15 protein-coding genes are annotated in these 25,424 nt (G+C 35.5%); 12 read left to right on the forward strand and 3 right to left on the reverse strand.

Features of this window, described 5'->3' with window-relative positions; genetic code table 11:
- Positions 1-475: 475 nt before the first annotated feature.
- Positions 476-1,123, reverse strand: a complete 648-nt coding sequence (locus tag DM397_RS02630) for a hypothetical protein (RefSeq protein WP_111376068.1) — start codon at positions 1,121-1,123, stop codon at positions 476-478.
- 184 nt (positions 1,124-1,307) lie between these two features.
- Between DM397_RS02630 and DM397_RS02635 the strand changes: the two genes are divergently transcribed.
- The 9 genes from DM397_RS02635 (at position 1,308) to istB (ending at position 19,008) form a co-directional block, all read left to right on the forward strand.
- On the forward strand, positions 1,308-2,009 hold the full coding sequence (locus tag DM397_RS02635) for an outer membrane beta-barrel protein (RefSeq protein ID WP_111376069.1): 702 nt from the start codon (positions 1,308-1,310) through the stop codon (positions 2,007-2,009).
- Positions 2,010-2,020: 11 nt separating this feature from the next.
- Positions 2,021-2,752 (forward strand): outer membrane beta-barrel protein, encoded by a 732-nt coding sequence (locus tag DM397_RS02640; RefSeq protein ID WP_111376085.1) that lies wholly within the window; start codon positions 2,021-2,023, stop codon positions 2,750-2,752.
- 30 nt (positions 2,753-2,782) lie between these two features.
- Positions 2,783-4,750 carry a T9SS type A sorting domain-containing protein gene (locus tag DM397_RS02645; protein WP_111376070.1) on the forward strand — a complete coding sequence of 656 codons (1,968 nt, stop codon included), beginning with the start codon at positions 2,783-2,785 and terminating at the stop codon, positions 4,748-4,750.
- 72 nt (positions 4,751-4,822) lie between these two features.
- Entirely contained in the window at positions 4,823-14,647 is a 9,825-nt protein-coding gene (locus DM397_RS02650) for a SpvB/TcaC N-terminal domain-containing protein (RefSeq protein ID WP_111376071.1), read from the forward strand.
- On the forward strand, positions 14,637-15,149 hold the full coding sequence (locus DM397_RS02655; RefSeq protein ID WP_142479132.1) for a hypothetical protein: 513 nt from the start codon (positions 14,637-14,639) through the stop codon (positions 15,147-15,149). Before DM397_RS02650 ends, DM397_RS02655 begins: the two co-directional genes overlap by 11 nt.
- A 48-nt stretch (positions 15,150-15,197) precedes the next feature.
- Positions 15,198-15,914, forward strand: coding sequence for a hypothetical protein (locus DM397_RS02660; protein ID WP_111376073.1), 717 nt, complete (start codon positions 15,198-15,200; stop codon positions 15,912-15,914).
- Positions 15,915-16,017: 103 nt separating this feature from the next.
- Positions 16,018-16,593: an RHS repeat domain-containing protein gene (locus tag DM397_RS02665; RefSeq protein WP_111376074.1), complete on the forward strand. Its 576-nt coding sequence runs from the start codon at positions 16,018-16,020 to the stop codon at positions 16,591-16,593.
- A 131-nt stretch (positions 16,594-16,724) separates the two neighbouring features.
- Complete coding sequence (istA, locus tag DM397_RS02670; RefSeq protein WP_239457778.1) at positions 16,725-18,041, forward strand: IS21 family transposase; 1,317 nt, start codon at positions 16,725-16,727, stop codon at positions 18,039-18,041.
- 229 nt (positions 18,042-18,270) lie between these two features.
- Positions 18,271-19,008 (forward strand): IS21-like element helper ATPase IstB, encoded by a 738-nt coding sequence (istB, locus tag DM397_RS02675; protein ID WP_111376075.1) that lies wholly within the window; start codon positions 18,271-18,273, stop codon positions 19,006-19,008.
- Positions 19,009-19,249: 241 nt separating this feature from the next.
- Here the strand turns inward: istB and DM397_RS02680 are convergent, their stop codons facing one another.
- Both DM397_RS02680 and DM397_RS02685 read right to left on the reverse strand, forming a co-directional pair.
- The gene (locus DM397_RS02680; RefSeq protein ID WP_111376076.1) at positions 19,250-19,975 is read right to left on the reverse strand and encodes a LytR/AlgR family response regulator transcription factor; all 726 of its coding nucleotides are present in this window, start codon (positions 19,973-19,975) and stop codon (positions 19,250-19,252) included.
- Positions 19,962-21,026 carry a sensor histidine kinase gene (locus tag DM397_RS02685; RefSeq protein ID WP_142479131.1) on the reverse strand — a complete coding sequence of 355 codons (1,065 nt, stop codon included), beginning with the start codon at positions 21,024-21,026 and terminating at the stop codon, positions 19,962-19,964. The genes DM397_RS02680 and DM397_RS02685 overlap by 14 nt, the downstream gene beginning before the upstream one ends.
- A gap of 154 nt (positions 21,027-21,180) precedes the next feature.
- On the opposite strand from DM397_RS02685, the gene DM397_RS02690 reads away from it, so the two are divergent.
- The 3 genes from DM397_RS02690 (at position 21,181) to DM397_RS02700 (ending at position 25,392) form a co-directional block, all read left to right on the forward strand.
- Complete coding sequence (locus DM397_RS02690) at positions 21,181-22,647, forward strand: PQQ-binding-like beta-propeller repeat protein (RefSeq protein WP_239457777.1); 1,467 nt, start codon at positions 21,181-21,183, stop codon at positions 22,645-22,647.
- Between the two features lie 577 nt (positions 22,648-23,224).
- Positions 23,225-23,632, forward strand: a complete 408-nt coding sequence (locus DM397_RS02695; RefSeq protein ID WP_111376078.1) for a hypothetical protein — start codon at positions 23,225-23,227, stop codon at positions 23,630-23,632.
- A 125-nt stretch (positions 23,633-23,757) separates the two neighbouring features.
- The gene (locus tag DM397_RS02700; protein ID WP_111376079.1) at positions 23,758-25,392 is read left to right on the forward strand and encodes a DUF6377 domain-containing protein; all 1,635 of its coding nucleotides are present in this window, start codon (positions 23,758-23,760) and stop codon (positions 25,390-25,392) included.
- The last annotated feature ends 32 nt before the right edge of the window (positions 25,393-25,424 follow it).

A 25,424-nucleotide genomic window follows, 5' to 3' on the forward strand; every position in this document is an offset into this window, starting at 1 on the left:
TTAGTTAGTTAGTTAGTTAGTTAGTTAGTTAGTTAGTTAGTTAGTTAGTTAGTTAGTTAGTTATGTGTTTTCTTTTTCTTTTTCTTTTTTCTTTTGTTTTGATTTTGGCTGGCGATGGTGGAGTTGGGTAAAGGGTGTGGTTGATTTTAATATGGAGGATTATTTTACGGCTATTTGAAATCTAAATTGTTTAGAGCAGAAAAAAAATGAAAGTAGCTAATGAGATGCCGGTTCAAGCTCTGTTCTCTTGAAAATGCAAGTTAATTTCATAAGCGGGAAACATTCAAATATCTAACCGATTTATGGAAGATTACTACAAAGTTGTATCTTAAATGCCATTAGTTTTGCAAAATTTTTATACTTAGATTTCTGAAGCTGCTTTTCTTTTTTGTAAATTCCCAGCATCATCATGATTTGCATTTTGACACCATTTAAATCTTTGATGTGATCACTTTTAATGTCTGCCAAGCAAGGCCTAAAGGCATTTATTTTTGTCAAAAATCGCTTCAAGCTGGTCAATTACCGATTTAGCTTTGAAATCTGTTTTTTCGATTGCTTCAATGATTTTTGGACATTCTGTAAATGCTTCTTTAGACATTTTGCGAATTAATGAATCGGTACCTACTGCCAAATTGCTTCCAGCAGATTTTGCATAACCAAAAACCAATTCTTCGCTATTCTTCTTTCCAAAAAAGTAAGAAGTGCTTCCATAGGTAATTACCCTGCTGGTTCCGCCTGCATTAGGTCTGTTGCTGCCTTGCTCAGTAATGTAGCCTATTTTTGCGCTTTTGTCATAAATAATATACATCCATCTTTTTTTGCCTGATCTGGAGAATTTTCCGGTTAGAAGATTGGCTGTTGTAGCATACAATCTCTCGGCGGTAAATTTGACATTATCGACATCAATAAATTCGATTTTTTTTATATCGGTGCTCGATATTTTCTCTTTTTTAGCTTCTTCGCTAGTTTTAAATTTTACTTTAGAATCGTTGTATTCTACTTTTTCTGCCAGTCCTTTTTTCACAGTTCCATCTTCCATATATAAGACCGCCTTAACATATTTTGCTTGAATTGTGGCAGTAAATAATAAAAGGACTATTAAAAGTAAAGTCGTGTTTTTCATGTATTCTTTAAATATTTATAGTAAATGTAATACAATTGGTTTGTGGTGCTCAAGCAAATGTATAATTAATCCCGAAAATAAGATTACCTGTAATCAGGTATATAGTCGGATTTTTTTGTCATTTCGTCGATTTTTTTTGATTGCAAGCTAAAATTAATACATATATTCGCAGAAATTTTTGCGAATGAAAATAGTATTACCCTTAATAATTTTTAGTTTTTTTTTTAATGCCCCAATCTACAGCCAGAACGAAACTAACATTACCTACGGATTAAAATTTGGTGTTCTGCATTCCACCTTCAGTAATCTTCCAGAGAGCATAAAAGGAAGGGATAATACTTTTGATAACAGTGTTATGGAAAGTAAGGGTAAATTTGGTTTAGAAGGCGGTTTCTTTTTAAATTTTAAACTTCATGATACCCGAGTTGCCATTCAGCCGGAAATCTTATTTAGACAGTCGGGAGAAAAAGTGACGTACAAAGATGCCGTTGGAAAAGAATTTGAACTCGGATTAAATTATGCTTTTCTGCAAATCGGTGCTTTATATAAAGTTTATCCTTACGAAGGTTTAAATTTTGGTGCGGGTGCTTTTTATGGCTTCAATTTATCTCCCAACGATATAACATACACTTCCAATGAAGCAGGCGGTATGTATGATGTTGCCACAAGGCAGTTCTATAAAGATGGTCTTGACGGAGACGATGATTTCGCGTTGTGTTTCGCATTAGGTTATGAACTTCATAAAAGCATACACTTTGACTTTCGCTATTATCTAGGCGTAAAGGACATGATTAAGAGTAATGCATCATCTTTTCAGTTTATCGAAAATCAAAATAAAAGCAGTGTCTTTTGTTTTTCGTTGGGCTACAGTTTTCATCAATGGTAATTTATAAAAAAATGAAAAAAATTATTTTGCTTCTTTTATTAGTAAGCACAAAATCTTTATTGGCACAAGGCGATCGAGAAATTACATATGGTCTTTTTGGCGGCGGAATCTATTCTAAAATGTCCAATCTTCCAGATGTGATAGTGCCGAAAGGTATTTATGAAGGCTATACCCTAAAAGAAGAAGGAAAGTTTGGAGGAATGGGCGGTTTTTTCATTAATTGGAAATATCCTTATGCAAAAGTTGCTATTCAGACCGAAATCTCCTATTCTGGCCAGGGAACCGATTTGAATTACGAAGACGTAAAAGGACTTAAATATAAAATGACTTTTGGTTATAGTTATATCAATGTCGGAGCGCAGTTTAAATATTATCCTGCTGAAGGATTTTATATTGGCGTTGGGCCTTATGTAGGATTTAATATTGCGAGTGATAATATAAAATACTCCTCAAACGCACAGGAATTGTTTGCAGATTCTGGTGTTTATTTTGAGCCAGATGCCAATGTTCAGAAAGTATTGAAAGAATCTTTGACGGGTAAAAATTATTTCTACGGAGTTTTGTCCGCAGGATATGAATTTGGCAATAATCTTTCTATCGGAGCAAGATACTCTTTGGGGCTTACAGATGCTTTAATGACCGAAGAAAATGGACATCGTTACAGCGAAAACAAAAATAAAATCAATAGTATTTCACTAATTATTGGTTATTCATTTGACTTTGATGATTTAGGAAATTTCTAAAAAGCATCATCATAAAAATCACTTTAGAATATGAATAAAAGGATTTTTTTATTGGCACACTTAACAGCATTTCTAATTGTGAATGCTGTCTTTTCGCAGGAAAAAATAGTTCCAGGAGCAGTTTCAGAACCTTTTTTTTGGATTAAATCCAGAAAAACAGGAGAGAATTACTATTGGGAAAGTCTCATAAACAATAAAGAAGCAAAGGTGCCGGTAAAGAAATACGATGGCGCTACTTTTAATTTTAATCCCAGTATTGTTATTGATGCGGATCAGGATTCTTTAATTGTGCCTTTTGGCTCAGATAGTAAAAGACGCCAGACCCTTTTTATGGTTTACAAAGTAAAGGACAGTCTGAAAGAACAATTTTTATGGACGATTAATGATCCTCAAAAAACAATCTCGGCTGCGACAAACAAACGTTTGGTTGACTTAAAAAAATATTCTTACCAGTCTTATCAGGAAAAAATTAAACCTCATAAGGCTAATATTCATTTTTTTCAGCAGAATGTGACTGATAGTGTTGCAAAATTGTCTTCGTTAACGATTGGCCAGAAATCAAAAATGGAGAAATTACCGCCAGAAGATTTTAAAGGAAGCATAAGCGAAATCTTGATTTACAATCGTGTTTTATCTGGTTTAGAAACGCAGAAAGCGGCGAGTTATTTAGCCATTAAATATGGGATTTCACTTTCTCAGTTTGACAATAAGAACTATTTAAACAGTAAAGGAGAAAAGATCTGGGATGCCGAAAAACACAAAGGATTTACGTCGTCAATTACCGCAGTCGGACGTGACGACGCGAGCGGTTTGCTGCAAACCAAAAGCAGCAATATGATAGAAGAAGGACTGATGACGTTTGAAGTAAAAAGCAAATCCAACAAGATTCCTAATAATTATTTTGCTTTTTGGAGCGATAACGGAAAGAATCTCTTAGTTAAAAAGCAAGAGCAAGGAGAACCAATCGGAGTTTCTAGAGAATGGCAGCTAGATTATGCGAACCCAAGCGATCTTAGTTTAGACTGGACATTTAATCCTGCCTTTATAAAAGGAACACTGCCAAAAGATACTTTTTACTGGCTTTTAGTTGATTACTCTGGAAAGGGAACTTACGATGAAAACGATTCAGAATACATTCGTTTAGGAAGCACTGCCAGTACAGAAAAATTATCTTTAAAAGATTTTAACTGGAATAAACAGAAATCTGGGACAGCAAAATTTACCTTAAAAGTAGCCCCGCAAATGTTCAGCAGAGTATGGATAACCGAAGCCTTATGCGGCGTTTCTGGATCTGGAGAATTAAATTATACCATAGAAGGAGGCGAAGCTCCTTTTACAGTTACAGTTAAAAAAGAAGGCAGTGAAGCCGTTGTAAAACAATGGAGTCAAGCTGCAAAAAGCCAGACCGGCGTGCAGCTTTCATCAGGAACTTATGATTATATCGTAAAAGACAAAAAAGGAAATCTGTATTCAGAAACCGTATTTGTGGCAGATAAGGAAGGAACTTTTCCGAATCTGAAATCAGATTATCTGCTGACAGATGGAAATGCGCTTCTTTTGGATGCCAGTGCAGCTCTGCCGTCTGGAAATTATCAATACCAATGGTTTTATGAAGGGAATTTTATAGATGACAATCCGAAAATATTAATCGATCAGCCAGGCAATTATGAGCTTCGATTAATAAACGGGCAGGAATGTAAAACGTCTAAAATGATTGCTGTAGCGACAGATGGAAAAGAAATTACAGATTCTAGCATACTGATTTTATATCCGAATCCAACCCCAGACGGAAAGTTTGCAATTGCGATGCAGTTTCCTAAAAAGACCGACGCAACAATTCGCGTTTATTCTTTGACGGGATCACTTTTAAAAGAGAAGAAATACAATCAGATTGAAACCTATCTGCATGAAGATAATATAAAAGCGCCATCTGGAATGTATCTGGTCAATGTGAGTTCAGATTTTGGAAATAAAACTTTTAAAGTAATTGTCAAATAAATTGACAGCTTAAAAAACAGGTCAATTTATTAAAATATAAAACCGATTGCCTCAAATCGATTTAATCTGCTTATGAAAAATAGAATTATAGTATTGGTGTTTTTAATAGGAGCATTTTTGTTTGCCGCTAATATTAGCGAATATAGAATAGCTTCTCTGTTTTCTGAAAACACAGTGGAAGAAGAGGAGATTTTAGTCTCTGATTCTACGGCTGTTCAAAAAAATGAAAACAAAACCACAAAGTTATTCGCAGCTGATATTAAAGAAGGTATAATTGGGGTTGACAATCCTGAGGATATTGATGATGCCTACGATAATGTTTTTCATTTAAAAGTAGATGAACTTCCCGCACAAAATGAAAACGCTTATTTAGAATACGAATTATTCGGTTACGATCAAGCAGCCTCAATTTCTAGAAGTTTAAACAACCAGCCCAGTATTGGAGGGCAATTTTTGTCTTATAACAAAGCATGGACTAGTCAGTCTGAATTATTATCTGAAAAATCATTGCGAAAAGGAGATAACGTGCTTTTGTTTACAGCGCCAGAAGGAACTGCGAATGGATACAAAATTAAAAATGTACGAATAGTATATAAAAACGGGAACAAGAATTCCAATTTTACGCTTTTAAAAGCAGCTGATAAATTATATATCAAAGGAACTAATTTTCCTTCTCAGTTAAAAAAAATGACTATTGCCGGAATTACGGTAGATGTCACTCAGCCGGAATTTGAATTGGTTTTGGATGCTGAAAAGATCGGAGAATCTGTCTCAGTTTTAAAGGAAACAGCTTCGGGAGTTATTCTAAATGAAGAAATAAAAGTAAAGCAATTTTCTAATGTAGAAAGTTTCAGGCCAATTGAGAGTGCAAAAGAAGGTGTTTCAAAAATCATCAATTTTGAAACAGCCAATGCTTTAGAATATAAAGATTTCCTGGCTGTTTTTCCTGCCGGCGCTTTAAAAAATAATGTAAAAGTATCGGTAAGCGGTTTGCGTAAAATTGACATTGCTCCATTAAACTCGGCAATGGTAAATGTGACCGCTGAAAATGCAGGTTTCCGTTTACTGCCGCATGGGACTATTTTTGAAAAAGCCGTAACACTTTCACTTCCTTACGATAAAGAGACAATTCCCGAAGGTTATACAGAAAAAGACATCAATATATTTTATTTTGACGAGAACAAACGCCTTTGGCAGAAAGTAACCAAAGACTCTCTTGACATCAAACAGGGAATTATTAAGGCCAAAACAACCCATTTTACAGATTTTATTGCGGGAATTATCAAAATGCCCGAATCGCCTGAGACTTCGGGTTATACGCCAACAAGCATTAAAGATCTAAAAGCCGCCAGTCCGCTGGTAGGAATCCAATCTATTGCGCCGCCTTCGGCAAACGGAAGAGGAACCATGAGTACAGGTTTTTCCATCGTTATTCCGAATGGCCGGGGAGGTATGCAACCGTCTTTTAACTTACAGTATGATAGTGACGGCGGACACAGCTGGGCAGGAATGGGCTGGGATATTTCGGCGCCGGCAGTAAGTATTGAAACACGCTGGGGAGCGCCAAGATATGATGCAGTTAATGAAACAGAAAGTTATGCTGTTGCAGGAGAAGCTTTGATTCCGAACTCACATAGAGCAGAATGGATTGCCAGAACTGCTGATAAGCAGTTTTATCCAAGAAGAGAAGGTGCTTTTCAGCAGATTATCCGTAAAGGATCATCTCCTAAAAATTATTATTGGGTTGTAAAAGATAAGAGTGGTGTTGCGAGTTATTATGGCGGAACACCATCTGGATTATCTGCAAATGGTGTTTTGCAGGATGCAAATGGAAATATCGGACATTGGGCACTTTGTCTTCAAGTCGATTTAAAAGGGAATACAGTGGAGTATGAATACGACAAACGCGATGGCGAATTGTATCTTAAAAAAGTATATTATACTGGTTCTGGATCGCAAAAAGGAAATTACAGTGTCACTTTCGTAAAAAACTCAGATCTTGGTGAAGCAAACCGAACAGATGTTCAGGTTTCGGCCAGATTAGGTTTTAAACAGCTGAACAATCAGCTATTGCGTAAAATAGAAGTCCGCTACAAAAATGATATGATTCGCAGTTACGAATTGAAATTTAAGGAAGGTGCTTTCAAAAAGACTTTGCTAGAGTCCATTTCAGAATACGATTCAGAATCCAAATTGTTCTACACAAACACATTAGATTACTTTGATGATATTCGTGACGCATCGGGAAAATACACTCCTTTTGGTCCTGAGCAGGTTTGGAATGTTCCGAAGGATAATTTAAAAAATAGCTCGATTCCAGTTTTCAGCGATGCGCTTTTTTCAGGAAAACACTCTTTAGTCAGCAGTTCAGAAGGAGCGACAAATGGCGTAAGCTATCGTTTAGGGATCGGGTTGGCAACTAATGCAGGAAGTTTGAAAGGCTTTACGGTTGGAGGTCACGGAGGAAACAGTTGGGGATCATCTGATACGGCAGTAAGTCTGGAAGATTTAGATGGTGACGGATTGCCAGACAAAGTTTTCAAGAATAAAAATGGGGTTTATTACCGAAAAAACTTGGCTGGTTCTCGACAATTAGGTTTTGGTGAACTGCAGGAAATTAATATTAGCGATGTTGGATTTTCAAAATCAACTTCATTCAATTGGGGTGTCGACTTAAATCTGAAATATGGAAATATCGGTTACGATCAGCAAAGATCTACTAATAAAACTAAAGCGTATTTCATGGATTTTAATGGAGACGGTTTGGTAGATTTTGTTAAAAACGGACAAGTTTATTATAACCGATTGGAGAATGGTGTGCCAACTTTTAGAAGCAGCAGTACAGGAACGCCTTCGCCCGTTTTTGGAGGAGGAGATATCACGATTCCAGGTTTTACCACTATTTCTGCAGAAGAGATCGAAAAACAGAATCCGCTGCATGATGTGGTGCGTATGTGGGAAGCGCCTGTAAAAGGAATAGTGTCTGTTTCGCATCAATACCAATTAATCGAAGATACCACTCCTGATGGAATAAAAGCTCGTGCAGCATACGTAAATAATGCAGGAAATGATAAAGCAGACGGCGTTCATTTGTATTTTCAAAAAGGAAACCAATTGCTTTGGAATGAGGCGATCGGTCCAAAAGATTATGCCATTAAAACGAAACAAAACACTGGAATTGCTGTAGAAAAAGGAGAACGACTATACTTTAGAGTAAGTTCGGTAAAGGATGGAAATTTTGATGCTGTAAATTGGAATCCGGTTGTCACTTATTCGCAAGTAAAACATTTTGACCGCGGTTTAAGTGGAAATGTAACGGAGAGCGATTTTATAATTCCTGCCACTTTAAAAGATGTCAATGGGTATTCTTTGGCTTCATATAATGCAAATGCAGATTTTTTCAGCAGTTCTGTTGCAGGAAAAACAGTTGCTGCTGCTGGAAATGTTGTATTAAAAGGAATCTTAAACAAACCGGTAACATCAGATCATATTAAATTGGTTATTACGAAAACCTATTTGGAGCAGACCAATCCAGCTGTAGTTGTTTTTGAAAAGACTTTTTTAGCAAATGAAGTAGCATCATTTAATTTAGCGTCAGTAAATCTTCCTGCATTTGAAGCCGAAACGCAGATTAGTTTGGCCCTTCAAACCGAAACCAACATCAATTGGCAAACTATTTCTTTTGCTCCAACGGTTACAGTGCCAGCTTATGCAGGTGGTGTTGCAGAAGAAGTTCCTATGGATGTTTCACATACTTTATACAATAAAAGAGAAGGAAATTATAATATTCCAGGAATAACTTCAACAGTAAGCGGAAAAGTAAAACTGAGCATATTGCCACAGGATTTAGTGTTGGCGACACCTTTCCAATATCCTGGAAATATTAATAATTATAATGGAGATGTAATTATTTCGGCTAAACAAAACAATGTTTTATTGGCACGCAATCGTTACAGAATCACAGCAGGAACCATGGTTTTAGTGAATAATACCTTTGATGATGCGGTCAACTATCCTGATGCTGTTTTAGGAACTCCAATTCAATTGGAAATGACGGTTTCTAATGCGCAGTCTGTGACCATTATTAAAAACTATCCAAAAACCAATGCCTTAAATGTTCAGGTTCAGATTACCGATTTTAAAGATGTTGCAGATCTAACAGATGATATAGTTTTAAACACCACGACAGATGATTTTGCCATTTATAGTCTTTTAAACGCTGATGAAAGAACTTTCGGTTTGTACCATCGTCAATGGGGCGGATTTGTGATTAACGGAAATTTAGCTTCCAATACTATTGATCAAACGCTTTTAAAACAGTCAGATGCTTACAATACAGAACCGGATTTAAACAATACAGATCCTGACAATTATGATGGTAAAGGATATGAAATTGCTGACAGTTATTTTGTATCATTAAATCCGTCTTACAGTAAATACAAATGGGAAGGTCTGGAAGAAGGAATTTACATTAAAGGGCAAACCATCGGAACATCGAGATTAGGAGAAGATGATATTGCCGATTATACCGATTTTACTCTTCCAAATCTGCAGGGAGGAAGCACTTCTGCTTTAGATATGATTAGCGAAAGTAAAAGTAAAAGTATTTCTGGGGGAGTTTCTGCAGGAGGTTCAGCAAGTTTTGGATACAGTAAATCTATAGATGGAGACTCGTATATGACCCAGACCATGAGCGATTTTAATGGTGACCGCTTTCCAGATTATATTCGTGGAGGAAATATACAATTGACAGCGCCTGTCGGGAAAGTTTCGGACCAAATCGTAAATATTGGAGATAATTTCAGCCATTCTAGAACAAGCTCTGAAGGACCAAATTTTGGCGGAAGCTACAGTCACGGTGCGCCATCCAACTCTATGAGTGTTACGGTAGCAAAATCGAAAGTAAAAGGAGATTCTGCAAAAGAAACGGCCTCAAAAGAAGCTGAAAAAGGAGGGAACAGCATTTCTGTGAGCGCTTCACAGGGTAAAGGTGAAGACCGTTCTGTACTGATTCATAGCGATATTAATGGAGATGGATTGCCAGATAAAATAACAGAGTCTGGAGATGTATTTTTAAATACAGGTTACGGATTTTTGCCAGCAGAAAAATGGAACCTGGCTAGTATCAACAAAGGAAATTCTACAGATTGGAGCGCAGGTTTAGGATTCAGTATTAAACAGGGATCCATTTCTGGAGGAGCTAATTATGCCAGATCGCAGTCAGATAGTGATGAATCTTTTATGGATATTAATGGTGACGGACTTGCAGATAAGATTAGATACGTAGGCAGTACAATGCTGGTTTCTTTAAATTTAGGAAACTCGTTTGATACGCCGGTTGTATATCCGAGATTTCCGGAAATGAGCCAGAATAAAGGGGTAAGTTATGGTCTGAATGCCAATGTCTCAATTGATATTATTGCTTGGCTATTGCGTATTACGCCTACCATTGGAGGAAGTAAAGGATGGAGTACCAACCGTTCTGAAGGCACTTTTATGGATATTGATGGAGATGGAAATTTAGATTATGTGGTTTCGAAAGATGATGGTCATTTAACAGCACAGTTATCCAATATCAAAAGAACCAACAAATTAAAAAGCGTTAAAAATGGTGCAGGAAATAGTTATACAGTAGATTATGAACTGTTGAAACCAAGTTACGAAAACCCTTCAGCGAAGTGGGTTTTACAAACTGTAGATGTTTTTGACGGACATACTGGTGACGGTATCGATCATTCTATTGCAAAATTTAGATACGAAGACGGTTATCAGGATCGTCGTGAAAGAGAGTTTTACGGATTTGGAAAAGTAACTCAGGAACAGATTGATGCGGCAGATAATTCGGTTTTTATGACCACAGTGCAGGAATTTTACAATCAGGATTATTTTAGAAAAAAACTTTTAAAATACAGCTACACTTTAGACAAAAATGGAAAAATGCGCCAGGAGTCTGAAAATGAATATAGTTTTATAGATGTGGCAACACAGGTGAGCGTTCCCATTTCAGAATTGAACTTGCCTTCTTGCGATGCCAAACGTATTTTTGTTGGATTAATTCATGCCAATCAGAAAGTCTATGAAGGCGGTAGCGATTATCTGGAAACGAATACTTTTAATACGTATGATGCTAACGGAAACATTATTCAATACGAAGATTTAGGCAACGGTGCCGCGGCTGATAAAGTAACCGCAAAAATCAGTTATTACGAAAGTACAACGCCTTATTATGGTGGTATTCCAAAACAGTTGGAAGTATTTACCACCGATGGCCTTCGCCGTAAAAGAGCGACAACCATCAATACGACAACTGCCGAAGTGACGCAGATTAAAAATTACGCTTCAGCAGATAAAATTGCGATTACCGATATCGCATACGATGCATACGGAAACTTGCAGAAAATTACAGGTCCTTCAAATCACAAAGACCAGCGTATGACTTTAGAATATGTATACGATGCAGAAAATCATCAGTACATGACGGAGATTAAAGATGCTTTTGGTTATCAAAACAAAATGGAATACAATTACCGTTTTGGAGTACCAGTTAAAACAACAGACCGTAACGATCAAAGTACAGATTATACTTTGGATGCAAAAGGCCGAATTGCAACAATTCGCGCACCTTATGAAATTGCTTCGGGTAAGTCCTATACGATTGCTTATGAATATTTTCCCGATGCGAAAGTGCCGTATGCCAAAACCAGAAATTACGATCCAGAATTGGACAAAGACATTGAGACTTATACCTATACAGACGGATTAGGAAGAGCTTTGCAGGTTAAAAAAACAGCAAGTTTGTTTACCGGTGCTGGAAGCGCCGATCAAGAAGCGCATATTATTTCTGGAAAAGTAATTTATGATGGATTAGGAAGAGCTATAACCAGTTATTACCCAACCACAAGTACGACTTTAGACAATAATTTCAGTACGGCAGTTTCTACTGTCGCACCAACGAAAACAGACTATGATGAGGTAAACCGCCCCATAAAAGTAACCTTGCCAGACGGAAGTTCCAATACTACAGTTTTCGCTTTGGAAAGTTATAATGGTCTTCCAGTATTAAAAACTACACAAACCGATGCATTAAACAAAACCAATACGACGTATACCGATGCTACAGGACAGAATGTAGCCAGTATGCAAAACGATTTGACAACGAAATTTGACACTAATGCATTGGGCGAAATGATCAAAGTTACCGATGCCATGGATCATATCACCAAAAGTACGTACGATTGGCTCGGAAGACGCATCGAGTTTACACATCCAGATGCGGGAACAACGAAAATGGAATACGATTTAGCAGGTAATTTGACTACTCGTATTACACAAGATATTAAAAATACAGTTCCTAATGGTGGCGCTATACAATACGTGTACAATTACAACCGTTTAGAGAGTATCAAATATCCTAAAAACCCGCAGAACAACGTGCAGTACAATTATGGTAAAGCAGACGGTACACCATCTCGCCGAGGCAGATTGTGGTTTGTGCAGGATGCCAGCGGTGGGCAGGAATTTTTCTACGGAAAATTAGGAGAGGTGGAAAAAGAAATTCGAACCCTCCGTATTACGCCAACAGATATACAGACTTATATTTCTCAATACGAATATGATACTTGGAACAGAATCCAGAAAATGATATATCCAGATGGCGAAGTGGTAGAATACACCTATAACCGCGCAGGAAACTTGCAGAGCATGCAGGGTAAAAAAGAAAGCCATACCTACGATTACATCAAACAATTGAGTTATGATGAATTTGAACAGCGCAAATATTTAAAATACGGAAACGACACCGAAACCAATTATACCTACGATCCTGTTATGCGCAGATTACAGCAGCTGCAGGTAAAAAGCGGTTCAAGGCAGGTTATGAATAATGCCTACGGTTATGATTTGGTCGGAAATGTATTGAGCATAAAAAATACGGCGCCAATCGTTAATAATGCTTTAGGAGGAACTTCGGCTCACGAATATCAGTACGATGATTTCTACAGATTAAAATCGGCAAAAGCGGCGTATCAAGGCGAGTTTACAAAGGCGAGTTATGAGCTGAATATGAGCTATAACAAAATGCATAATATTACCAAAAAAGACTTGGTGCATATTGTAAATAATGAGCAGAAAGGCTATGTTTTAGATTATAATTACGACAACGAACTGCACCCTAACGCACCGAACAAAATTGCAGAAGCAGGAAAAGTACAGCCAAGAGAATATGTGTATGATGGAAACGGAAACCCGACAAGTTATACCGAAGAAAAGAATTTCAGAAAAATGACTTGGGACGAAGAAAACCGTTTAATGGGAATTAACGATAACGGAAGAATTCACCAATATACTTATGATGCAGGAGGAGAAAGAGTAATAAAAAGTTCAGGCGATTCGCAGAATGTAGCCATAAACGGTGAAACAGCAGCAACCATTGTTCATACAGATGATTACACAGGTTATGTTTCGCCATATTTTGTAATAAGCAAAGGGAAATTTACCAAGCACTATTTCGAAGGAGCAGGACGTATCGTGAGTAAACTGGGGAACGGAGCTTTTGCACAGCCTTTAAAACTAACAGCAGGAGGAGTAAATTACGGCAAGCTTACAGCAGAACAGCAAAAAGCATTAGACACCTATGTGAGGAGTTTAGGATTGCCTCCCGGACCTCCAACGCAACAAGGCATTTATGCAACGCCAGAATTTACAGGTGATCCTTATCCTAGTGAAGTTTTAAAACCGGTTGAAGAAAACCAAGAACCGCCCGAAGGCTGGCCAAGAAATCCAGTTTTCAATGCCCCTGGAGATGTGCCAGGACCGCCAGTACAATTTGGCCCGCCTATAGAACCAGAAATCGTAAAATCTGGTGAAGGTTTTACAGGAACAGGAATGCCAGAGAATGATATTTTCTATTTTCACCCGGATCATTTAGGAAGTACTTCGTATATTACAACCAAAAACGGTTCTATTTCACAGCATGTGGAGTATATTGCATTTGGGGAGGTTTTGTTTGAGGAGCATAGTTCTACTTTTTCAAGTCCTTACTTGTTTAATGGGAAGGAATTAGACAGGGAGACGAATTTGAGTTATTATGGGGCTAGGTATTATGACGCGAAGACTAGTTTGTGGTTGAGTGGAGACCCATTAGCTGAAAAATATCCTAATGTAGGTGCATACGTTTATTGTTTGAATAATCCGATTGTTTTTGTTGATCCCGATGGAAAAGATCCTATCACAGGTATAATAGACGCTGTATCGAGTTTTGCATTAGATGTAGGTATGGATTACTTTGGAGGTATGTTAATTGAAGGTAAGTCATCTCAAGAAGCATATAATGATATCGGGTGGGCTTCTGCTACATGGGGGGCAGTTGGATCATATGCGATTTCATCTGTTACTCCAACTGGAACAGCTACCGCTATTAAAATCCAAAAATTTGCTAAATCAAGAGCAGGTAAGATGATAATAGGTACAGTAACTAAAATGACTACTAAAATTATTGATAATTACAGTAAAGGTAAATATGACACAGATGGGCATTTTGATATGGATAAATTAATGGAAGGTGAAGATGGGTTAATGAATATATTTTTAGAGTCATCAATTGAAACTTTAGTTGAACAAGGGTTTGGCAATAAAGCAGAAGAAATGCTAGGCAGTTTGAAGATTGAAAATAAGGCTTTAATACGTAAAGTAAATAAAATGCTAAATAAAGTTGAAAATGGCGAATCCCCTACAAGAATTAAAAATTATTTTAAAAAGGTAAAAGAACAAGGAAACAAAGCATTAAAAGGTACAAATAACCTTTTACGACAAAAGACAAAAGATGCTGTTCAAAAAGGAGCCATTTCAAAAAAAGCAAATCAATATAGAAAAGATAAACAAAAAGAAAATGATAAATAAAATTTTAAAGAGTAAATGGATTTATTTTTTACTGCTAATAGGTATAGTATTATATCTACGAGACAATCAATTAATATTAAACCCTCCTAAATATATTTTTTGGATATTATTCTCATTATCCTTTATTATATTATCTGTATTAGAGATTAAAGATAAAATTAAAATAACAAAAAGCATTTGGGACTATTTTTTCGTAATGATAACGGTTTCTTTTTTTTCCATTTATATCGCTTTAATTTTAAAAATTCCAATCAATGAATATATAATATTTAAAAGCCAGAATGAAATTTTTGAAAAAAAATGTAAAATATCAAATTATATTTCTGGTCGATCAGATAGATTACTTTTTTATTTTGATGATAAAGTTTATAGTGTAGGATTTCAAAATCATAAACATTTGGAGAGAAAAAATATTATTGATAATTATTTATTAAGAGTAGAATACAAAAGATCTATTTTTAATACTTATGTAGTACAGGAATATGAGTTAATTAAAAAATAGAATATAGAGAAGACATTAAATTATTAATAACACAAAAAACAAATCTAAATGAAAAATTTTATTCTTTATTTTTTCTTCTTTTTTGCACTTCAGATTAATTCTCAATCTTTTGAAGGCAAGCTTGAATACGTTGTAAATACTACTACTTTAGGTGATACTTTAATAAATGGGATAAGTAAGAATAATTTAATTGAGAATTTGAAAAAACAAGGTGAGATACCAGTTGATACAATAACTTATATGTTTACAAGTAAAGGTAACTTTCTTAATATTTATAAATATAAGGACATAGAGATTATAAATACATATTTACAAAAGAATAATTTGCTTTATCGATTTGTAGACAATTCAAGTATTGTCTCTGCTGTAGATGTTTCAATAGATTTGGAAGAAATACTGGGAAATGAACCTATTATTACAAAAAAAGAGAAAAAAGAAATGGTAGGAGAGATTAATTGCTCTATAGTTGAAGTGGTATGGAAAACAGGGGTTTATCGATATTATTATGCTGAGGGACTTTTGAGTGTAAATCCAGATCTTTTTAAAAATTATAAATATGATCAATTTTATGAATTTCTTAAAATTTCTCACTCATTACCAATAAAACTTGAGAAACTGGTATATAATTTTTATAAGTCAGTATATGACTTAAAAGCATATAATAATGAGCATATTGATGAAGAATTGTTTGTTTTGCCAAAAATGAAGGAAAATAAAGAGCTGGGTAGCATGCAATTAAATAAAAAGATTTTTATAATTAAATAGTTAATAATTTACTGATTCTGAGTTAATGGTATGAGTTTCTAAAATTATAACTAAAATAAAAGAGAGTCAATAATTTAAAGATGAGCAGTAATGCTCATCTTTTTTGTTTCAATATTTCAATGCGCCGGGCGATGTGCCAGGACCGCCAGTACAGTTTGGTCCTCCTGTAGAACCTACAACCGTAAAAGGTGGAGAAGGATTTACAGGAACTGGAATGCCTGAAAATGATATTTTCTATTTCCACCCGGATCATTTAGGAGGTACTTTGTATATTACAACCAAAAATGGAAGCATAAGCCAGCATGTGGAGTACATTGCTTTTGGGGAGGTTTTGTTTGAGGAGCATTCGTCTAGTTTTTCTAGCCCTTATTTGTTTAATGGCATGGAGTTAGATAGGGAAACGAATTTGAGCTATTATGGGGCCAGGTATTTGGATATGAAGACTAGTTTGTGGCTTAATGTTGACCCACTCGCACTTTATAATCCTATGTTTGAGGATGAGTTTTATTTTGATGGAGATCATAATGATGGAGTTTATAACTCTGGAAATTTATCAAATTTTAATTATTGTTATCAAAATCCTATCAAATATGTTGATCCAAATGGTAAGCTGGAAAAAACGGTCAAATTGACCACGCTTTTTCAGCATAAAGTGACCACCGCTTTCGGATTAAACTGACCACCACTTTTCAATTTAAACTGACCACATAGTTTCGGTTCAAATTGACCACTAAAAACTACTTCTTTTTCATGTTGTTAAACCATGGATCTGTATAAAAACTACAGGCTATGGCAAATAACAAACTAGACATGAATAAAATTAGAAAAGTTATTAAATTACATTGTAACGGCAAAAGCAAGCTGTTTATAAGCAAGTATTTATCGCTTTCCAGAAACACAGTAAAAAAATACATCTCTTTATTTGAAGTGCTTGGATTAAGCCTTGAGTCTGTCAACAAGAAAACCGATACTGAATTAGATGAACTGTTTTCCCCGGGCCCCGCAGAAGTTCTTTCCTCAAGAATCGAGGATCTCTATGCTTATTTTCCACAGATGGAACGGGAATTAAAAAAAAACGGCATTACCATACAAATCATGTGGGAGAGATATATCGCTTTAAATCCCGATGGCTTGAGAATTACCCAATTCAGAAACCGTTACAGGGACTGGGGTAATAAAGTAAATCCTGTGATGCATATGAACCACAAGGCTGGTGATAAAATGTATGTAGATTATGCCGGAAAGACACTCTCAATTTTAGACAAAAGCACATCAGAGATCAGAGAAGTGCAGTTTTTTGTAGCTATACTCGGAGCAAGCCAATATACTTATGCAGAAGCTTCCATGAGCCAGCAAAAGGAAGATTTTGTAGCTTCGGTAGAGAATGCAATGCGTTTTTTTGAAGGAACACCTGCTGCAATAGTACCAGACAATTTAAAATCTGCCGTAATCCGAACCAGCCGCTTCGAACCTACCATTAATGAAACTCTGGCAGATTTAGCAGAACATTATGAGACTACTATTCTCCCAGCAAGAGCATATAGACCAAGAGATAAATCTTTGGTCGAAGGTGCGGTTAAAATACTTTACAGAAGAATTTATGCAAACTTAAAAGACACTAAATACTTCAGTATAGACGAACTAAATCAGGAGATATGGACTCTTCTGGATGCTCATAACAATAAGAAACTTACCGGAAGACCTTACTCTCGTTTTGAACTCTTTATTGAAGATGAAAGACATGAACTGCAACCGCTTCCTTTGGAACGCTTTGAGATTAAATACCAGTCTCTAGCAACAGTTATGCAGAATGGACATGTTCAACTAAGCCAGGATAAGAATTATTACAGTGTACCTTATCAATATTTAAAGAAAAAAGTAAAACTGCTCTACACAAACTCTACAGTTGAAATCTACTTCAAATACAATCGTATAGCTACTCACATCAGAAATCCCAAGCCTTACATCTACTCTACAAATCCTGAACATCTGGCAAGCACACATCAATTTGTATCCCAATGGAATGCCCTAAGATTTATTGATTGGGCCAACAGTATTGATCCGGCAGTAGGAGAATACATTATGCAGATAATCGAAAAGCAGAAACCACCCGGAGCAGGCCTATAAAAGCTGTTTAGGGATATTATCTTTTGAAAAGAAAGTAGGTACAGAAAGATTAGTAAATGCCTGTAAACGCGCTCTGGACTTTAAGATTTATAATTTTAAAACTATACAGAACATCTTAGATAACAGTCTGGATAAAATATCTATTGAACACGAAATGGAACAGGAACAGGATCTTCCCGAACACAATAATATTAGAGGAAAAAATTATTATAACTAAAATCAATATACAATGAATGAATCTACCGTAACAAAAATGAAGCAGATGAAGCTTCATGGAATGCACAATGCCTTCATGACAGCTATCGAAAGCGGCAAAACTGATCATTATACCCTTGATCAGTTTATATCAATGATAATAGATGCCGAATGGGATGAAAGACACAACAGACGTATAGAACGGAGTATTGCCAATGCACGATTCCACTACAAATCAAATATTGAAAGCATCAATTTTGACCAGTCCCGAAACATCGACAGAAATCTTATACTCAGGCTTGCAGAGTGCAGTTTTGTAGAAAAGAATGAGAATATCTTAATTACAGGAAGCACGGGTGTCGGCAAAAGCTTTTTAGGAACAGCACTTGGCTATCAGGCCTGCATAGAAGGTTATAAGGTAAGTTATTTTAACTCCGCAAAATTGTTTGCAAAGCTCAAAATGGCAAAAGCAGACGGCACTTATCTAAGAGAACTCACGAAAATACAAAGACAGGATGTTATCATACTCGATGACTTTGGCCTGCAGTCTCTGGACAGTCACAACAGAATTGCACTTTTAGAGATCATTGAGGACAGACATAACAACGGCTCAATTATCGTAACCTCGCAAATCCCGGTTCAGGGATGGTATGATATAATTGGCGAGAAAACTATAGCAGATGCAATCTTAGACAGACTAATACATCAATCACATAGAGTTGAACTGCATGGGGAATCAATGAGGAAGAAAAAAAGCATAAACAAAGGATAATTATTTATCTATCTTTGAAATAATAACTAACACACGAAAAAAAGTAGTTTTTTGAAATAAATCGAGGTGCTCACTTTGCACCGGAATTAGATGGTCACTTTAAACCAAAACAAGGTGGTCACTTTAAATTGTAATCAGATGGTCAATATCACTGAGTTTTACAATATAGCACTTTTATAACATACCCCTGTAATAGTAATGGATATTACATCCATAAGAAGTGGAGTGGAATCGACAGAAATCAGTGGTAATTATGTAAAGAATTTAAGATACGAGATACGTATGCATGATAAAATCTTCCGATAGGCAATTGCTTATTTTTGATATTGACAATACTAGTGCTGAAGCCTGTTATTTTATTTGTTGCTACTAAAAATGAACGATGAATTCTACAGAACAAACCTTCAGGCAGTTTCTCTTGCATTTCAGTAATGGATTGGTAGGTCTTATAACATTCTGTAGTGGTAAAAATCAACAAATAATTGCCTTGAGATTCAAAATAGCTTATTTCTTCCAGAAAAAGTTTCACCATCTTTCTTTCACATTTCACAAAAATAAACGGATTTTCTTTCTCTTGTTTTTTAGAATGTAATATCGTTTCATTGAACTCTCTGGCTTTACTGTATTTATTTATAGCTTTCGTAAAACGTTCTAGAGAAATTGGTTTTAAAATATAATCGAGAGCATCAATCTCAAATCCTTGGACAGCATATTCTGTATAAGCAGTTGTGAAAATTACAGCGGTTTCTGCATGCAGACTTTTGGCAAATTCTATTCCTGATTTTCCCGGTAAATTTATATCTAAAAAAATAAGATCAATTTTGTGCGATTTTAAAATATTCTGCGCATTGGAAACACTGGTAAATTTTCCTTTCAAATCCAGAAAATCAAACTTCGCAATATGAAGTTCCAGTAAAATAGAGGCCGGTAATTCATCTTCAATTATAATACAATTAATTGCTGACATCTTTTATCTTTATTTTTAAGGAAACAAAAAAACTTAACATCTCATTTTTTATGGTCAAAGTATGTTTTGCAGGATATAGCAGCTCTAATCTCCTTTTTACATTTGCAATTCCAATTCCGCTGCGCACATTATCTCCTATAGTATTATAATGCTCAGGCAGGCTATTTTCAATTTTAACCACAAGCCATTCATCGCTTGCATTAATAGCAATTGTAATCCAGCCCTGATTGTTCTCATCTAAACAATGCTTATAGCTGTTTTCGATAAATGGAAGTATCAAAAAAGGCTCAATAAAATGATTCTCAACATTTCCATAAAGGCTAAAACTCAATTGAAGCTGATTTTCAAAACGCAGCTGTTGTAACGAAATATAATTTTTGAGATAATCTATTTCGTTTTGCAGAGAGATACTTTTATTGTTCAAATCGTAAATCGAAAACCGAAGCAGATCCGATATTTTAATCACAATTTCAGCAGAATCATCTGATTTGTTCAAAATTTTAGAGTATAAGCTATTCAGGACATTGAATAGAAAATGTGGATGGAACTGGTTTCGGAGCGAGGATAATTCTGCTTGAAGCTTTTCGGATAAAATCGTCTGGACCTTATTTTTTTCTTCTGCTAAATAATATAAAAGTTTAAATGCAATTGGCGTTGTAACTACAAATTGTAATTTACTCACATTGTACAAAAAGACTGGTGCCGACAAAAGAGGTTCTCTCTTCCAGAAAGTCATATAATAACGTAATATTATATAATTGTCAATTAGCCGCTGCAAGAATGCAAAAACTAGAATCAGAAGAACATAGCAACCGATAAAAATGGCAGTTTTTTTCTTAAATAACAAATTAGGCATTAAAAACTCAACAATAATAGTCACGAACAGTATCTTAGGCAAAACGCTGTACCATTCGTTTCGCCAAGCCATAATGAAATCGTCTTCCGGAAGTCCCTGGATCATACTAAACAGTAAAATATAACCCAACCAGTACAAGGTATAGAGTTTTATCTTTTGAGATTTGTTTTCGGGATTGTAGCTGATTTGCCCCAATTGGTCAAGTTTTATATTAATGCAAAAATAAGGCTTTATTTCAAATCAAAATTGTTGTCTGCAATGCAAATCATGTTGTTTAAATAAATTCTTTTTTTGGAATGAAAAAGAAAAATAACTTTCGTTCAAAAACTAACTTAAAAAATAACCAAAGATGAAAAAAAAAATCTTTTTTTTCTTGATTTTAATGTCTTTAGCATTTATTGCAAATGCTAGAAATTCTACAAGTCATAAAAAAAAACTAACCAAACCGAGCATGAAGCCAATGTATTTAATTGCAGTAATAGGAATTCTTTTTGGAATAAGCAGTTTACCAGTTTTTGGACAGCAGAAAAAAAACACAACTGTAAGTGTATTTCAAAATCGCGTTTTTAACGGAGATAAACACATGCTATTAGGCGATTTAAAATGGGCTTTTAAAACAAGTGGAAAAATATTTTCTTCACCTATTGTTTATAATGGTATTGTTTATATAGGTAGTGAGGATGGCAATCTTTATGCTATCAATCAGAAAACGGGCAAAACACATTGGAAATTTAAAACGGGAGGTGCGGTACACAGCTCTCCGGCAGTTTTCAAAAACACTGTCTATATTGGAAGTTTTGATGGCTACTATTATGCTCTTGATATCCACACAGGTCATATGAAATGGAAATTCAAAACAGGTGGAGAAAAGTGGTTTGACGAAATAGGTTTTCTGAGTTTTAAGCCTGTGGACAAATGCATGGATGATTTGTGGGATTTCTTTTTGTCCTCTCCTGTTATAAAACCCGACGATAAAAATCCAAGAATTTTCTTTGGCAGCAGTGATGGGAATGTATATGCACTCAATGCAAATACAGGAGAGTTGGAATGGAAATTTGCGGCAAAAGGATCGATTCACTGCAGTCCTGTCCTGTATAAGAACACACTCTATATTGGTAGTTGGGATGCTAATCTGTATGCCGTAGATACAGAGACTGGAAAAATGCAATGGAAATTTGCAACAGGAATGCAATTGGGCTTTAAAGGAATTGAATCTAGCGTAGCAGTTGCTAATGATATGGTTTATTTTGGCGCTCGTGATCCTTTTTTATTTGCGCTCAATGCCAAAACCGGAAAATTGGTTTGGAAGTATGACGCGGCTTATTCCTGGATTATCAGTTCGCCAGTTGTAGCGAATGACGTTCTGTATGTCGGCACATCCGACACTTTTGCACTGTTGGCCCTGGATGCAAAAAGTGGAAAAGAATTATATAAGTTTAAAGCAAACGGTTATGTATATTCTTCTCCGGCGATTGCTGGTGATACGGCTTACTTTGGAGATTTTACCGGTAATTTCTTTGCAGTAAACGTTCAATCTTCGGGCAAGCAATGGAACTGTTTCAGCACAGATAGCAGAATGTTATATGCCTCTGAAATATTAAATAATGGCTTCCTTGACTTTTCTTATGCTGCCAAAGGGGCTGATTTTTCTTTTTACGATGTCAATAAAACCGTGATGGATCAATTTTATAAATTGGGCTCCATTGTTTCTTCTCCTTTTATTTCCAATAACACTGTTTATTTTGGAAGCGCTGACGGGAATTGTTACGCAATTGGGCTAAAATCAAGAAATAATTCATACCCAAAATTCAAATAATTTAAACCCAAATAAAATTGTACGGCTATACAATGAAATGCGGTTTTTTTTCTGGCATTCCTATTCTCTTTTTATTTGTTTAGGATAGGATATTTCCAAAATCGAAAAGAAAGTTAATGCCATAAAATCATTAGGAACACGATGCCTGTTTGGATATTGAGGGGGCAAACAGATTTTATAGGAAATCTTTATGATGAGAATACACCGCCAACAGAGCAGACGAAATCTAAAATACTCTGTGATTCCAAATTCCTGTACTTTGCTTTTAGATAATATGGTAATGAACCGGATAATCATAAAACGTTTGTCGAGAAGTGATGGCTTTGATGGCGGTCGGTTGACGTTAATACTGACAGCTACCATGATAAAAGACCGGGGTTCTCATTTGCCATAAATATCGAGAGTAAAGAGTGATTAATTTAAAGAACGGTTGGTCTCTCGGTATTCTGGAAAGTGTAATGACAGACTAATATGTCAAAATCGATAGTGGTCAAGAACGACAAGAAGTGCATATAGAACCGCTTACCAATAATCTTGTTGGTTATGTTAAAAGGATTTTAACGGCCGAAATAGTTTTTTGGGAGCAATTGTAACAGCAACCAGCAGAAATACGGATGAACCGCAATTTCTGCTTTTGCGAAAAGCAGCGTATTCCGGCGGATTGGATTTCAAGCACAATTGGAAAAACAGGAAATATTTTATTGGTGGAAATGCAATCTCCAGCCATGTCTTAGGTTCAAGAGAATCGATTACGAACACGCAGAGAGAAATTTCACATTTGTTTCAAAGAGTAGATGCTGATTATATTTCTGTTGATAAAAGCAGAACGTCACTTACGGGGACGGGAGGAAAGATTGAAGCAGGAAAGGCCGCTGAAGGACACTGGCGATATAATGCGACACTAACCTCGCCTTCGCCGGAATTGGAGCTCAACGATATTGGCTTCTGTGTCAGGGGGATGAAATCAAGCAGATTTTTTATGTAGTGATCAATCCTTAAAATCTTTTCATGATGATGCGTTTTGAGCCACGACTTTTGATTTTGTTGGATTTCATAATGCAAGATAATAATATTAAACTATAAACTTAATCTAAACAAAATAAACACAGAATGAATAAATTTTGGACTTTATTCCTTATTATCTGCCTTCCTGTACAACTATATTCTCAAGATGAAATTAATTCATTGTTAGATGAATTAGATGCTGCTATTGATAAAAGAGAAATCTATCATAATAAAAAGGAAACTGAAATAAGTAAACTTGTCAGTTTGAAGAAATTAACTTCTACGAACGTTCAGAAATATGAGATATTTGAAAAGTTATATAATGAATACAGGGCTTATCAGTCAGATTCAGCTTTAAATTATGCCCGTAGAAGTTTAATAGCGGCTAACATCTTAAAGGATTTAACCAAAATTAATACTGCAAAATTGAATTTAGCATCTATTATGGGAACTTTGGGGATGTATAAAGAAGCAACCGATATTTTGCATAGGATCGATATACATTCTACGCCTGAAATTAAAAGCTTCTACTACGGCGTACATAGTTCGCTGTATCTGTATATGTCCATATATGCCGCCTCCAAACAGGAAAAAAAAAGCTACGAACAATTGAGCGAACAGTTTCGGGATTCCGTTTTTAAGTACGAGTCAAAATCGAATGTTATTACTCAAGCGAATATTTTGTTTGAAAAAAGGCAATATGACAAGACCCTTCAAATGTTACACGATTATTTTTATAAAATGGATAAAAATGATCCTGATAGAGCAATCGTAGCCTATATTATATCTAGAACCTACCAAAAGAAGAAAAATTTCCATCAGGAGAAAAAGTGGTTAATCAAATCGGCAATTTCAGATTTGAAATTAGATAAAAGGGAATACATTTCACTTCGATCTTTGGCTTTTATCATGTATAAAGAAGATGATGTAGACCGGGCCTATAAATATATCCAACGCTCTTTGGAAGATGCGCTTTTTTGCAATGCCCGTTTGAGGACCTACGAAATTTCTAGAATGCTGTCTATCATCGATCTAGCTTATCAAAAACAGAATGAAACCAACCGTTGGCAATTGATAATGTTTTTAATAAGTGTGAGTATTTTATCTCTATTGTTAATGGTTGCTTTGGTTTTGCTATTTAAAGAGATGAAAAAAAAATCCGTAGCCAAAAGGGAAATTAGTTTGGCCAACAGTAAGCTCGTTGAATTAAATAAAGAGTTGAACAGTTTTAATGAAAGATTAAATTATGCCAACTCAACGCTTATAGAGGCTAATTTGGTTAAGGAAATTTACATTGGGCGTTATATGGATCAGTGCTCGCTATATATTAGCAAGTTAGAGGAATATCAGCGTAGATTGAATGTTATTCTTTCCAGTGGAAAAACAGCCGAATTAGTCAAAGCCGTGAAATCTAAAGAATTCATTGAAGTGGAATTAAAAGAATTTTACAAAAATTTTGACAAGACTTTTTTGTCTCTTTTTCCAAATTTCATTGAAGAATTTAATGAATTGCTTATTGATAATGAGTGTATTAAATTAAAACCCGGAGAGTTGATGAATACTGAATTGCGAATATATGCCTTAATCCGACTAGGAATTTCAGATAGTGTAAAAATTGCGGATTTTTTGCGCTATTCTTTATCTACGATTTATAATTACAGAACCAAACTAAGAAATAAAGCTTTAGGTCCTCGGGATAAATTTGAAGCAAATGTGATGCGAATAGAGACTAATATATAGTTTTTTTTAAAATTTGCCGCCTTTTTACTCTT

Source organism: Flavobacterium nitrogenifigens (assembly GCF_003254565.1).
GTDB lineage: Bacteria > Bacteroidota > Bacteroidia > Flavobacteriales > Flavobacteriaceae > Flavobacterium > Flavobacterium nitrogenifigens.